At 24.9% G+C, this 14,255-nt stretch carries 12 protein-coding genes; 8 read left to right on the top strand and 4 right to left on the bottom strand.

Annotation, left to right across the window (positions count from 1 at the left end):
• Positions 1 to 134: 134 nt before the first annotated feature.
• The 8 genes from rplM (at position 135) to BT993_RS05875 (ending at position 7,868) form a co-directional block, all read left to right on the top strand.
• On the top strand, positions 135 to 569 hold the full coding sequence (gene rplM, locus BT993_RS05915) for a 50S ribosomal protein L13 (protein WP_072593658.1): 435 nt from the start codon (positions 135 to 137) through the stop codon (positions 567 to 569).
• 12 nt (positions 570 to 581) lie between these two features.
• Entirely contained in the window at positions 582 to 974 is a 393-nt protein-coding gene (rpsI, locus tag BT993_RS05910; RefSeq protein WP_072593657.1) for a 30S ribosomal protein S9, read from the top strand.
• Between the two features lie 242 nt (positions 975 to 1,216).
• A complete protein-coding gene (locus BT993_RS05905) occupies positions 1,217 to 1,951 on the top strand; it encodes an MFS transporter (protein WP_072593656.1) in 735 nt (244 codons plus the stop codon).
• A gap of 494 nt (positions 1,952 to 2,445) precedes the next feature.
• A complete protein-coding gene (locus tag BT993_RS05895; RefSeq protein ID WP_072593654.1) occupies positions 2,446 to 3,108 on the top strand; it encodes a type II restriction-modification system restriction endonuclease in 663 nt (220 codons plus the stop codon).
• Positions 3,092 to 4,609 (top strand): class I SAM-dependent methyltransferase, encoded by a 1,518-nt coding sequence (locus tag BT993_RS05890; protein WP_072593653.1) that lies wholly within the window; start codon positions 3,092 to 3,094, stop codon positions 4,607 to 4,609. The genes BT993_RS05895 and BT993_RS05890 overlap by 17 nt, the downstream gene beginning before the upstream one ends.
• Positions 4,610 to 4,710: 101 nt before the next feature.
• Positions 4,711 to 6,108 (top strand): AlbA family DNA-binding domain-containing protein, encoded by a 1,398-nt coding sequence (locus BT993_RS05885; RefSeq protein ID WP_072593652.1) that lies wholly within the window; start codon positions 4,711 to 4,713, stop codon positions 6,106 to 6,108.
• A gap of 117 nt (positions 6,109 to 6,225) precedes the next feature.
• A complete protein-coding gene (locus BT993_RS05880) occupies positions 6,226 to 6,657 on the top strand; it encodes a DUF2185 domain-containing protein (RefSeq protein WP_072593651.1) in 432 nt (143 codons plus the stop codon).
• Positions 6,657 to 7,868, top strand: coding sequence for a toxin-antitoxin system YwqK family antitoxin (locus BT993_RS05875; protein WP_072593650.1), 1,212 nt, complete (start codon positions 6,657 to 6,659; stop codon positions 7,866 to 7,868). Before BT993_RS05880 ends, BT993_RS05875 begins: the two co-directional genes overlap by 1 nt.
• A 66-nt stretch (positions 7,869 to 7,934) precedes the next feature.
• Here the strand turns inward: BT993_RS05875 and fni are convergent, their stop codons facing one another.
• From fni to BT993_RS07535, 4 genes are all read right to left on the bottom strand, one after another.
• Positions 7,935 to 8,879, bottom strand: coding sequence for a type 2 isopentenyl-diphosphate Delta-isomerase (fni, locus tag BT993_RS05870; RefSeq protein WP_083557410.1), 945 nt, complete (start codon positions 8,877 to 8,879; stop codon positions 7,935 to 7,937).
• A gap of 12 nt (positions 8,880 to 8,891) precedes the next feature.
• Positions 8,892 to 11,438 (bottom strand): DNA mismatch repair protein MutS, encoded by a 2,547-nt coding sequence (gene mutS / locus BT993_RS05865; protein WP_072593648.1) that lies wholly within the window; start codon positions 11,436 to 11,438, stop codon positions 8,892 to 8,894.
• A gap of 81 nt (positions 11,439 to 11,519) precedes the next feature.
• Entirely contained in the window at positions 11,520 to 12,704 is a 1,185-nt protein-coding gene (locus BT993_RS07540; RefSeq protein ID WP_072593647.1) for a hypothetical protein, read from the bottom strand.
• 19 nt (positions 12,705 to 12,723) lie between these two features.
• A complete protein-coding gene (locus BT993_RS07535) occupies positions 12,724 to 14,088 on the bottom strand; it encodes a sialidase family protein (RefSeq protein WP_072593646.1) in 1,365 nt (454 codons plus the stop codon).
• Positions 14,089 to 14,255 lie beyond the last annotated feature (167 nt).

Raw genomic sequence — 14,255 nt, 5'->3', positions numbered from 1 at the left:
TTTTGGAATTTAGGATATAAATTTTAGTAAAGAAAAATGGCTTGACAAACTCAACATTTTTAGTATATACTAGTATAGTAAAATTTCCTTTCCCACAAAGGAACCGTTATTCACAAAAATATAGGAGGCTAGAAGTGAATAAAGATACAAAAATGCAAAAAAAAGAAGAAGTAGTAAGAAATTGGCACTTAGTTGATGCTGAGGGATTAGTACTTGGAAAATTAGCAGTAGAAATTGCTAAAAAATTAATTGGAAAAGATAAAGTAAGTTACACACCATATGTAGATGGTGGAGATTATGTAGTAGTTATTAATGCAGAAAAAATTGCTGTTACAGGTAAAAAATTAACTGATAAAAAATACTACAGACACAGTGGATTCCCTGGAGGATTAAAAACTAGAAGTTTAGAAGAAATGCTTGCTAAAAAACCAACTGAAGTATTAAGAAAAGCTGTTGAAAGAATGTTACCTAAAAACAAATTAGGTAGTCAAATGATTAACAGACTAAAATTAAATGTAGGACCAACTCATTCAAATGAAGCTCAAAAACCTACAAAAATGGAATTATAGGGAGGTATTTAGGTGAGTAAACAATTTTTAGGTACAGGTAGAAGAAAAACTTCAGTAGCAAGAGTAAGATTAATTCCTGGGCAAACAGGTGTAGTAATAAATGGTAAAGACATGAGAGAATTTTTTGCAGGAAGAGAAATCTTAGCAAAAATAGTTGAACAACCATTAGAATTAACAAATACATTAAATAAATTTGGTGTAAATGTTACAGTTCACGGTGGAGGAAATACTGGTCAAGCAGGAGCTATAAGATTAGGTATTTCAAGAGCATTAGTAGAAAATAATGCTGAATTAAAAGCCGGATTAAGAGAAGCTGGATTCTTAACAAGAGATTCACGTATGGTTGAAAGAAAGAAATACGGGAAGAAGAAAGCAAGAAGAAGCCCTCAATTCTCAAAACGTTAATATTATTAAACAAAAAAATATTAGACATAAACTTAGGTTTATGTCTTTTTATTTACATTTTTTAAATAATATATGCAGTATATTTATGTATTAATTGTTTATATATTCAAATTATTGACAAATTATATTAAAATAAACTACAATGTTTAAAATAAGGTACAAAATATATGAATAATATACTATAGAAGTTTTAAGCGTTGATTTTGTTAAATTTAATATTTATAGTGTAAATAAATTTAGGAGTGATTAAAATTAATATTAAGCATAAAATAAGAGTTTATTATATATTAAATATTTTATATAGTATTTCTCTTAACATTTTTTTAATAATGTCATCTATGTTTACAACTAAATCTGATTTTGGTTATAAGCAACTGGCACTGTTTTCAGTAGTTTTTTGGGTTTCAAGTCTTGTATTTAAAATACCTGCCGGTATAATAGTTGATATATTTAAACATAAAATAACTTTACTTGGATTAAATATTATAATGATGATAGGTGTATTAATGATTGCCTTTAATGGAGCTAATACAATCTTTTTATTAACATCTGCAATATTAGTTGGCTTTTATGAATCAATTAGACTAGAAAATTTAACTTCATGGATAGTAAAAGAAATAAATAAGTCTGGCGAAGATATAAGGGTGAATGTTGTATTTTCTAAAATTGGAGTACTGTTAGCTATCCTTGGATATTTAATTGATAATAGAGGATTTATTAAATATAATAACAATACATTATTATTAATTATAACTGTCATTTTTATAATAAATTCAGTATTAATAACAATATTTTTCAAAAAAGAAAAGATTGAAAATAATGATAATATAAAAATAAAAGATAGATTTATAAGTATTTTAAATCAATTAAAAGAAGCATTCTTTAGAAAAGAAATGTTATTCTTTTTATTATTTTTTTTAATCGTTCATTTTACAAATTCAAGAGATATTAAAAAATGGTATGCTATATTTTCTTGATTTCTGGTTACCTGAAGAAATTCACTATATTTTAGATGACATATTTAGTACACCAATATTTTATAAATTTATTATATTTTTTTGTGGAACATTAGGTACTTATTTAGCATCAACCATAAATATTAAAAGATTTTCTTTTAAAGTAATTTTTATTGCTTTAATATCAGTATATGCCTCACTATATCTTATTAGAGTTTTATCACTTCATTCTATTCTAACATTTTACATATACATAATGCTGTATTCAGTATTATGGGTTATGTTAGATACATATATACATTTAAATTTAATAAAAAATGAGAATTCAAGAACAACAGTTATTTCTATAATAAATACATTTAAGATGATAATTATATCACTTTTTTCACTAATAAATTTTTGTTTATGAAAAAATTCATTATTAAACACAATAAAGGGGAGTTTATCGGCTCCTCTTTTATATTACACTTTTATAATTATTTATGGTATACTATAAAAAATAAGGGGGATAAAATATGAAAAATAGATTGAGTATTGAATTATTAAAAGAGGAAGCTAAAAATTTTTGTGAGAAACAATCAAAAATAAACCATAAATTATTAATAGGTATTACTGATGGAAAAGCAGTAGGAACTTATGTAGAACATTTATTTAAAGATGAATTAAATAAAAAATATAACTTAGAAATGGGAAATAGTTCAAAAGGCATTGATTTTCCAGAAGAAAATATAAATACAGATATAAAAGTAACATCTATAAAACAACCTCAAAGTTCTTGTCCTTTCAGAAGTGCAAGACAAAAGATATTTGGATTAGGATACAACTTATTAATCTTTGTTTATGAAAAAATTGATATTGAAAACACATGTAAATTAAATTTTTTATTCTGTTCATTTATTGAAAAAGATAAAACTTCCGATTATACTATAACTAAACGTTTAATAGAAATGAAAAAAGATGGAGCAAACAAGGAAGATATAATAGGATATTTATATGATAAAAATATTCCAGGAGATGAAACTATATATAATGATTTAGCTACAGAAATATTATCATCTCATTTACAACAAGGATATTTAACAATTTCAAACGCTCTGCAATGGAGACTTCAATACGGAAGAGTAATACAACTAGATAATAAAATTAAAGGAATTACTAATTATGTATGGAAAGATTAAAAAAGAATTAGGTGATTATCAAACACCTATGTATTTCGCTGAAATAATAACTAATTTTGTAAAAGAACACATTTCATTTTCTCCTAATAAAATTATAGAGCCAACTTGTGGTGTTGGTAATTTTTTAATAACTTCTATCAAAAAATTTAAAAATACAGAAATAATAGGTATTGATATAAACAACAACTATTTAAATGAAGCAAAACAAAAATTAAATGAAATTAAAAAAACAAATTACAAATTAGTTAATAGTAATATATTTGATTATAAATATAATGACATATCTAATGACGATAATATCCTTATAATTGGAAATCCTCCATGGGCAGTAAATTCTAACCTAACAAGTGGAGAACTTAAAAATTTACCTATTAAGACAAATTTCAAAAAATATAAAGGGCTTGAAGCAATAACAGGTTCATCTAATTTTGATATTTGTGAGTATATAATATTAGATGCTATAAAAAAAGTAAACTCTAAAAATCTTTGTCTAGCAATGTTATGTAAAACAAATGTTGCTATAAATATTATTAAAGAATTAAAAAAAGAAAAATATTCAATAAAACAAGGTATAATTTTAAAATTCAACGCTAAAAAGATATTTAATGTTTCAACAGACGCTTGTTTACTATATATAGAAAAAGGTAAAAATTATGATTACAGTACTAATAAATTCAAAGTATATACTTTAAAACAAGATGTTATCAAATATGAAACACAAATGGGTTTTAATGATGAAGATTTTGTTACAGACTATGATTTTTACATTAAAGAATTAGATGGAAAATCTCCATTTGAATGGAGACAAGGAGTTAAACATGATTCAAGTAAAGTAATGGAGTTAATATTAAATCAAAATAAAGAATATATGAATGGATTCAATCAAATCGTTGATATAGAAGATAAATTGGTTTATCCATTACTAAAAAGTAGCGATATAAAGAAGTATAAAAATGGTACTGATACAAGGAAACATGTAATAATAACACAATCTAAAATAGGTGAGGAAACAAAATATATTAAAAATGAAAGTCCAAAATTATGGGATTATTTAAATAGCTATGAAAAAAAATTATCTTCAAGAAAAAGTAGTATATATAAAAATAATCCTAAGTTTTCAATATTTGGAATAGGTGAATATTCTTTTAGTAAATACAAGGTAGCAATATCTGGTTTTTATAAAGAAGCAATTTTTATAATGATTAAATCAGATAAACCTATAATGCTAGATGATACTTGCTATTTTTTAAGTTTTAATGATGAGAAAACAGCATTAATAACGACTATTATATTAAATAGTGATATTATAAAAAACTTTTTGTTATCAATAACTAATATAAATTCAAAAAGACCTTATACAAAAAAAATTCTATCCAGAATAAATTTAGAAGAAGCAACTAAAATATTAGATTTTGAATATATAACAAAAATGGAAAAAAAATTATTTCAAACAAGTAATATTACAATAGAGGATTATGAGAATTTCTTTACAAATCTATGAACATTAAAAGTAAATATGTTATCATTTGTATTTACATAAATTTATGATATACTTTTAAAGTAATCATTAATATAAACTCCAAAAAAAGAGGGTGATACACTTTGAATTTAAAATATTATTTAGGAGAAACTAATCTCTATGATAAAAAAGAAAAATTAGAAATTAACAAACCAAAATCATGGTTAAAATCTGTATCAGCTTTCTCAAATAGTAATGGTGGAAAGCTAATATTCGGAGTAAAAGAAAATGATGAAATCGTAGGACTTGAAAATTATAAAAAAGATTCTGAAGATATTAGTGAGATTATAAAAACAAAAATAGATTCAATACCAGAATTTGACATGGAAATAGAAGATATAGATGGAAAAGTAATAATAATATTAACTGTACATAAAGGTAAAAATACACCATATTTTGTAGTAGATTCAGGTTCAAGAACTGCATATAAAAGAGTTGGAAATCAAAGTATTCCTGCTACAAGAATGGATTTATTTAACATGTCTTTAAAAGGGCAACATATAAGTTATGACTCATTAAAATCAGATAAAGAAATAGAAAATGTAACTTTTAAAGAATTAGCAATTGAATATAAAGAAAAAACAGGAAAAAATTTTGAAGAAAAAGATTTATCTTCATTTGGTTTAATAGATAATAATGGTAATCTTACAATAGCTGGTAGTCTTTTTGCAGATGGTTATCAAGTTTATCAATCAAGAATTTTTTGTACAAAATGGAATGGACTTAATAAAGCAAATGGTTTAATGGACGCTTTAGATGATAAAGAATTCGAGGGAAATATCATATATCTTTTAAAGGCATCTATGGATTTTGTAAAAAGAAATTCTAAAAAAATGTGGAAAAAAGGTTCTTTATATAGAATAGAATATCCAGATTATCCTGAAAGAGCAGTACAAGAAGCTATAGTAAATGCACTTATTCATAGAGATTATTCTGTAATAGGAAGTGAAATTCATTTAGATATTTATGATGATAGATTAGAAATCTATTCTCCTGGTGGTATGTATGATGGTACATTTATACAAAATATAAATCCATATAATATTTCATCTACAAGAAGAAACCCTATTCTTGCAGATTTATTTGCAAGAATGGATTTAATGGAAAGACGTGGTTCAGGACTTAGAAAAATTATAGAATCATATGAGTTTGAAGAAAATTATAGAGAAGAATTAAAACCTGAATTTAGATCAACGGAAACTGCTTTCTTTTCTGTTTTAAAAAATCTAAATTATAAAGGTATAAATGATACTAATGAAGATATAAACGACACCAATGAGAACATAATATATCTTAATGACAGACAAAATAAGATAATTGAATTAATGAAACATAATTCAAATATTACTACACTTGAACTATCAAAAATATTTTCAGTATCTATGCGTACAATACAAAGAGATATAAAAATATTAAAAGGTAAAAAAGTAATAAAAAACGTTGGTAATAATAAAAATGGTAATTGGATAATTAATAACTAAATATAAAAAGCACTTAAAAGGATAAAATATTTTCTCAAAAATTAAGTGCTTTTTAATATATTAAACAAAAAATGTTTTTTATGGTATAATAAATTATCAATATTATGGAGGCAATAAATGAATAAATGGTTTTATAGATCTATTTCTATTTTTGTTGGAGTTTTAGCCTTACTATTTTTTAACACTCCAAAAATATTCATATATATACTAATTATTTTAGGGCTTATACTAGCTATCCTAGGATTTATACATTTAAAAGTTAATTCAGGTCAAGGTTGTATAATTTCAAATCGTATTACAGTTGATGGTGAAAATGTAGGATATTGTTATAGACAAAAAGAAAAACTTGGAAAAAATGATAGTGGTTGGAGATTTTTTGCTGGAGATGAAGATGAAAACTATTTAAAAGACCCCTCTAATTTTGGTGTATACAAATTAAGTATAGTATGTAATTTAGATAAAAATGTAAGAGAAATATTAAATTTACCTTATGAAACTGAATTAAGAGTAAATGAAAAAGGAATTTTAGTTAAGGTGGAAAATAATTAATGAAAAAAATATTAGTAATAATTCTATTTCTACAATTTTTAATATTTTCAAAAGAAGAAGTAAAAATTGTAAATGGATTTAAACAAGGTAAATTTATAGACAAATTAGAAGATGGTTCTATAGAAAAAGGTACATATGTTAATAATATAAAAAACGGGGAATACACTTTTGAACTTCCTAATAATGGCTTATTATTAAAAGGTAATTACTTAAATGGTTTATTAAATGGTGTTGAGAAAATATATAAAAATGGTAAATATATAGGAGAAATTACATATTTTCAAAATAAGGCTTTAGGTAACCAAATTGAACACATAGATGAATTAATCCGTAGTGGATATATGGGTGTAAATAATAATGGGTATTTTAAGTTAAAAACACCTGATTCAATTATAGAATATAAGCAAGAAAATGAATTAGTAACTGGACAAGTTATAGTTAATAAAAATAATGGTGATAAGATATATTTAACTCTATTTGAGGGTATAACTTTAGGTGATATAAAATATGTCAAAGCTAATGGAGAAACATCATATTATGAATATCTTTTTGATATAAAAAATATAACTCCATCAGAAGAAAAATTTTTAGAGAATATATACATTTACTTAGAAGAAAATAAAGTAGAAAAAGTTAATAACTTAAAAAATGGAAATGTAAAAATTGAAATTGACGGAGTAATTATAGAATATCCATACATTAATAATGAAATAACTGGAACTGTTAGACTTACTTTCCCTGATAATACAAAAGAAATTACATTTAAAAATGGTAAAAGAGAGGGAAAAGCAACATACAAATCAGATAATTTTTCTGAAACTAGAGAATATAAAAATGATATATTAGATGGAGAAATTAATAGAAAAAATGAAACTTTAATATATTCTAAGGGAAAACTTATCAAAATGATTCAATATATAGATGATAAAAAATTTATTACAACTAATTTTATTAATGAAAAACCTACTGGTAATTTAATAATTACAGAAAATGGAAAAGAAAGAATTATTGCAGAATATGATAAAAATCATATGCTAATTTTTAATGTAAAAGAACATGCAAAAAAAGGAGATAAACTTCTATTTTACGGTTCATTAACTAATCCCATATATATAATAGCTTATAAAAAAAATGAAGAAAAAAGACAATATAAATCTCTTAAAGATTATTTAGAAAATAAAGAATACATTAAATTATCTATTAAAAAATAAAAAATGGAGAATTTCTAAAATTATAGAGATTCTCTTTTTTAATAAAATACCCCCCTTATCATATTTTTAACGATTTTTTCTTATCTTACCCCTTAATTCCTCTATATTCCTTGAACCTGTTAAAAGCATCATATTCTTAATATCTTCTTTCCAAGTGTTTATTGTATTAACCAAAGCTTCTTTACCCTCAGTTTCTAATATCCTTAAAAAAGCTCCTGAAATTCCTACAGCTTTTGCTCCTAAAGATAAAGCTTTTACAATATCTAATGGATTTCTTATTCCACCACTAGCAATTATTTCAAAATCATCTTTAAATTCTTTAGCTATTTCAAGGCTTTCAGTAGTGTAATATCCTATTTCTTCATAATATCTTTTAGCTTTATATCTTCTCATATTTTCTATCTTAGAAAAATCAGTTCCACCCTTACCACTAATATCTAATATTTTAACTCCTAGCTCTTTTGCTTTAATAAAGGTAGCCTTACCCATACCAAAGCCTGTTTCTTTTAAAATAACAGGTATTTTTACCAAAGAAAGTATATCTTTTAAGTTACTTTCCCAAGTTTCAAAATTTCTATCCCCCTCTGGCATAACAATTTCTTGTATAAGGTTTACATGAACTTGTAAAAATTTTGCATTAGTTTTAGATATTGCTTCTAAATGTGAACTAACAGGTTTATCTATACCTAAATTTACCCCTTTATTCTTAGGATAATCTATTTTTTCCTTATTTAAAAAAGGAGAGTATGAGCCTGGAAAAAGAAAAATTCCAGTTTTTTCAGATACATATTCTAAATCCTTATTTATCTTATCCCCCTTTTCACTTCCACCTGTAATGGCATTAATAAAAAATGGGTATTCAAATTCTACTGTCCTTATTTTTGTACTAATATCTATCTCATTTAATCCAAATAAAGGAATGGATATATATTCCAACATATAATCATCAAAACCATTTTTATTACTAACACTATCTAATGCAAATTTTAAGTGATCATCTTTTCTATTCATAATAACCTCCTATTAGATTTCTTCTTTTATCTGCATAAGTAAGTTTAAAGCATTAAGTGGTGTCATATTATTAACATCTACATTTCTTAATTTATCTAATTTCTCATTTAAATTATCTATAGTTTCTTCAAGTTTTTCTATCTTATCATAATTTTCATATTCAAAATTTTCAAATAAAGATATCTGACCATTTTTCTTTTCAACTTCAAATGATTTAAGTAATTTTGTTGATTCTCTAATAATAGATTTAGGTAATCCAGCAAGTTTTGCAACTTCAATACCATAAGATCTATCTGCTCCACCTTTAACTATAGTTCTTAAAAAGTTTACTTTACCATTTTTTTCTTCTACTTCTATCCTATAATTCTTAATAGTTTCATATTCATTTTCAAGTTCAGTTAATTCATGATAATGTGTAGCAAATATAGCTTTTGCATTAATATTTTCAACTATATATTTAGATATAGAACTTGCAATAGCAAGTCCATCATAAGTTGATGTTCCCCTACCCACTTCATCAAGTATGATTAAGGAATTTGTTGTTGCTGAATTAATTATACTTGCAACCTCACTCATTTCAACCATAAATGTTGATTGCCCAGATAAAATGTCATCACTTGCACCTATTCTTGTAAGAATTTTATCTACAATATTTAAATTAGCATTACTTGCAGGTACAAATGATCCTATTTGAGCCATGATACTTATTAAAGCTATTTGTTTCATATAAGTTGATTTACCTGACATGTTAGGTCCTGTAAGTATAATAAATCTATCTTTATCATCAAAATAAACATTATTAGCTATAAAAGTATTATCTCCTATTAATTTTTCAACAACAGGATGTCTTGCATTTTTAATTTCAAAATATCCCTCATTAAAGTTAGGTCTTGTATAATTATTCTCAAGTGCTGTAATTGCAAAAGAAATTAATATATCTATATATGCTAAAGTATTAGAAAGCTCAATAAATATGTTTTTAAAACCTTTAATATATGAACTTAAATTTTTAAAAATACTATATTCAAGTTCAGTAATCTTAGCCTTTGAATTAATTATTTTATCTTCATAACTTTTAATTTCTTGTGTTATATATCTTTCTGCATTAGATAACGTTTGTTTTCTAGTATATGTTTCAGGAACCATATTTAAATTAGATTTAGATATTTCAATAAAATATCCAAAAATATTATTATACTTAATTTTTAAATTTTTAATTCCTGTCTTTTCTCTTTCTCTTGCTTCTATTTCAAGTAAAATATTAGTTCCATTATTCATAATGTCTCTTAATTCATCTAATTCTGAATTAACTCCACTTTTAATCATGTTACCCTCTCTTACTGAAAATGGAGCCTCTTCAAGCAAAATACTATCTATTTTAGTGTATATATCTTTTAATATATTAAAGTCAATATTTTCAAATTTTTCAGGCCATAAATCTTTTATCTTAAAACTAGAATAAATTGTATTCTTTAAAGCATTAATATCTTTACCATTCTCATTTGAAAATATTACTTTTCCTAAAAGTCTTTCTATATCATATACATTATCAAGTAAATTTCTAATTTCTTCTCTTTTTATTATTTCTTTACATAAATATTCTATATCATCATATCTTTTATTTATTTCTTCTAAATCAAGTAAAGGGCTTTGTAATAATTGTTTTAATTTTCTTGATCCTGTTGATGATTTACATTTATCAAGCACCCATAAAAGTGAACCATATGTTGCTTTATCTCTTTGATTTTTAATAACTTCTAAATTTCTTAATGTAGATGAAGATATTTCAACAAATTTTGATTTATTTATAACCTCAATTTTTCTAATAGTTAATTCATTATTAAACTGCATAGCTAAAACATAATCTAGTATACAAGCACAAGCATCTATCATGGCTTTTTTACCAAATATACCGTAGCTATCTAAAGAAACTATATTAAAATAATCTTTTAAAAATTTTTCAGAATCATTTACCTTAGTAACTATTGATATACTTATATCAAGTTTATCTATTATATTAGAAAATTTATCTTTTAAAGTTTGAGTAAGTAATATTTCTTTTGGTTCTATCTTATATATCTCACTAATTAAATTATCTTCATCACATTCTAATACTTTAAATTCCCCTGTAGTTATATCTAAATATGACATAGCATAATTTTGATTACTATAATATATACAAGCTAAATAATTATTAGATTTTGAATCTAAATAATCTACATCTTGCATAGTTCCTGAAGTTACAATTTGAACAACTTCTCTTTTTACTATTCCCTTAACATCTTTAGGATTTTCCGTTTGCTCACATATTGCCACCTTATATCCTGCATTAACAAGTTTAGCTATATATGGTTTAGAAGAATGATAAGGTATACCTGCAAGAGGTATATTCATACCTTTTTCTTTGTTTCTTGATGTAAGAGTCAACCCTAATACTCTTGAAGCAATTTCTGCATCTTCAAAAAACATCTCATAAAAATCTCCTAATCTAAAAAATAGTATATATTCCATATAGTCTTTTTTTATTTCATTATATTGTTTCATTAAAGGTGTAGACATATTTTTTACTCCTTTTTTCTTTTAATTATATCATAAAAAGGATATAATAAAAACCCTCTAATATAAAGAGGGTTAAAGTCATTACCAGTTATATCCAGCCGTAAGATTTAATTTAACATTAGTTCTATTTCTATCCTTTGAAATATCATTAACATTTAAATCAAAATCTAAATTTACATCATTAACTTTAGCACTTATTCCAAATTGAATATTGTATTCCATTATATCTCCAACTGCTTTATCTCTCTTTGTAGATAAGTTACTTTGAGAAATATATTGTGTATCATCTGTTACTAAAATCTCTGGTTTAATTCTAAACTTAATATTTTTATGTCTTACTTCTGCTTTAATTGAAAAATCTGCACTTGTACCTATTCTTCTATCAAGTCTTGCATCTTCGTCTAATAAAGAATCGTGTGAATATGTTAATAAAATTCCAGCTTTAGGACTTATACTTATATTTTCATTTAAATTTAATTTAGTTTCATATGATGAATAAAAATCTAAATTATGTACAATAATATCATTGTATCTATCATTCTTATTATTTATCTTTATACCATAAACACTTTGATGTCTATATCTAAGAAAATTCTTAAATGTATGCTTATTCTCAACTGTTGTCTTAAAAGTAGTCCCTACAGAAATATTTCTTGCATTTTTTCTTGATTCAGTAATTTCAAAAAATCCACCTAGCTTTAAATTAGACACATCATGATTATATCCAAATTTAAAATAATTTTCATAATTATCATTTGAGCTTATTTTTCTACCAAAACCAGCAAATATATTATCATCATTTTCTATTATATCTACTCTTTTATATAAAAATTTTTTAGCTATAGGTTTATATAAATCAAAATTCATTACATCTTTAACATTCTTACCTGTTTCATCTACATTATACTTTATCATTCTAGCCTTTAATACTTTTACTAAATTATCTCTCTTTTCTCCTTTTAGTTCATCTATAGCTGCATTAAATCTTCTAATACTAGATGGTAAAGCTTCCTTATTTTCTTTTAATTCTTCACTATATTTTTTAACACTTTCATCAAGATCTTTTAATTCTTTATCTAAAACCATAGCCTCAGTAAATGCTCTATCATTATCTTTCATCATAGCTTGTTCTAATAACTCTTTTTGTTTTTCTGTTAAAGATTTAAGTTTCTTAACCGTTTCTATATCCTTAGCTCTTTCATCTTCTAAATTCCATTCAGTTGCAGCTTTTTCTATTTCATCAATATACTCTGTTAAATTTTTCACAGATATATCCCCGTTGTCTTCATAGGCTGCAAATAAGTTTCCCCCCCTTGTAGGCAAGTGAAGAATATCCAGCACCTAGAGCATTTCCTGAACCAGGTTTAATAGTTGCAATTTTCTTTTTTTGATTTTTATCTTTTCCTGATAAAACATAAAGTGATAGATTTCCTCTTTTCCAACTATCATTATTTCCATCAGGAGCTGAAACAAGTATTACTTTCTTTCCACTAGGAAGTGTTACATAAAGTGTAGAACCTTGTGTTGCTTGACTTGTTACAGTCTGAAATGTATGTAACGGTTCAAACTTTTGCCATGTTTGACCCATATCTGTTGTATAATATGCCCATCTATGTTTACTTTTTTCTTGACCAGTATTACTACTATCAGTTCCTCTACCAGTAATTACTAATTTACCATCAATTTCAAATAACATATTTTCAAGTGATGACCCATTAGGCATTAATATTTTCTCATTATTTATCGTTGGCATTTGCCATGTTTTTCCACCATCACGTGAGTACATTAAAGTTGCACCTATACCTTTTTTTCCATTTTTTCCATTACTATGTGATTGATGTGCTGTTTGAACTGACATTACTAAAGTTCCATCTCTCATAACTATACCTGTTCCAACTCCGCCAAGGAAAGCTTTTACAGGATTATCAGTAGTATGTTCTTTAAATAAACCATTATTATTTTTATCAAATTTATGAGTTCTTTCCCAAGTTTGTCCACCATCTGTTGATTTGTGCATCAAAGCTGCCCAAATTTCTCTATTGTAGTAATCTTCTCTATTTTGAAACCAATTACCTCCTTGACCACTATTGGCAAACTCATTCCAAGAACCATGTAATGAAAGTATTTCATCTGTTAAATGATTGTATAATAAAGTGGGATCCATTAATCTTCTTCTCCACTTTTGAGGTTGTGTTTTATTACCGTATTTCCAAACATCATTAAAACTTATTCCAGTTTTAGTTTTCCAAGTTTTCCCACCATCTTCTGAGATTGAAATTCCTTGATCTATTCTACCATGATCTGCACCAATTTTTTCATTTTTAGCTGTATTTTTAGGAGCCTTAGGATCCTGCCATCTTAAATCATACATTACAATTAATTTATTATCATTAGTAATTATCATAGATGGTATTCTTGTATATAAAAGTGTGGCAGTTCCCTCTTTTTCCCCATTAGGACCTATTCCTGGCCATTTACCATCATTTCCAGGTTTACCAATTACGCCATCTGTTGGATATGATGTATTATCATATTTTACTTTAGTAAGATTTGTTTCTTTAAAATCATCAAAAAAACCATTGTTATAACCTGACTTAGCATTTAATAGATAAGTCGAAACGATAAAAAACATTAGCATCTTTCTATTCATAATAACCACAAAACTCCTTTTTAAAATATGCTAAATTATGACATATTTTTTCAAAAAAGCAACCTAGGTGTGAAAAAAATTTTCATTTTTAATGATTTATAATTGGCTACGAAAATTTTTTCACAATAATTACTATATGTATAAAGTCCCAAGACCAGCCTTACCAA

Source organism: Streptobacillus ratti (genome assembly GCF_001891165.1).
Classification (GTDB): domain Bacteria; phylum Fusobacteriota; class Fusobacteriia; order Fusobacteriales; family Leptotrichiaceae; genus Streptobacillus; species Streptobacillus ratti.
This window is presented reverse-complemented; position numbering and strand designations above follow the sequence as displayed.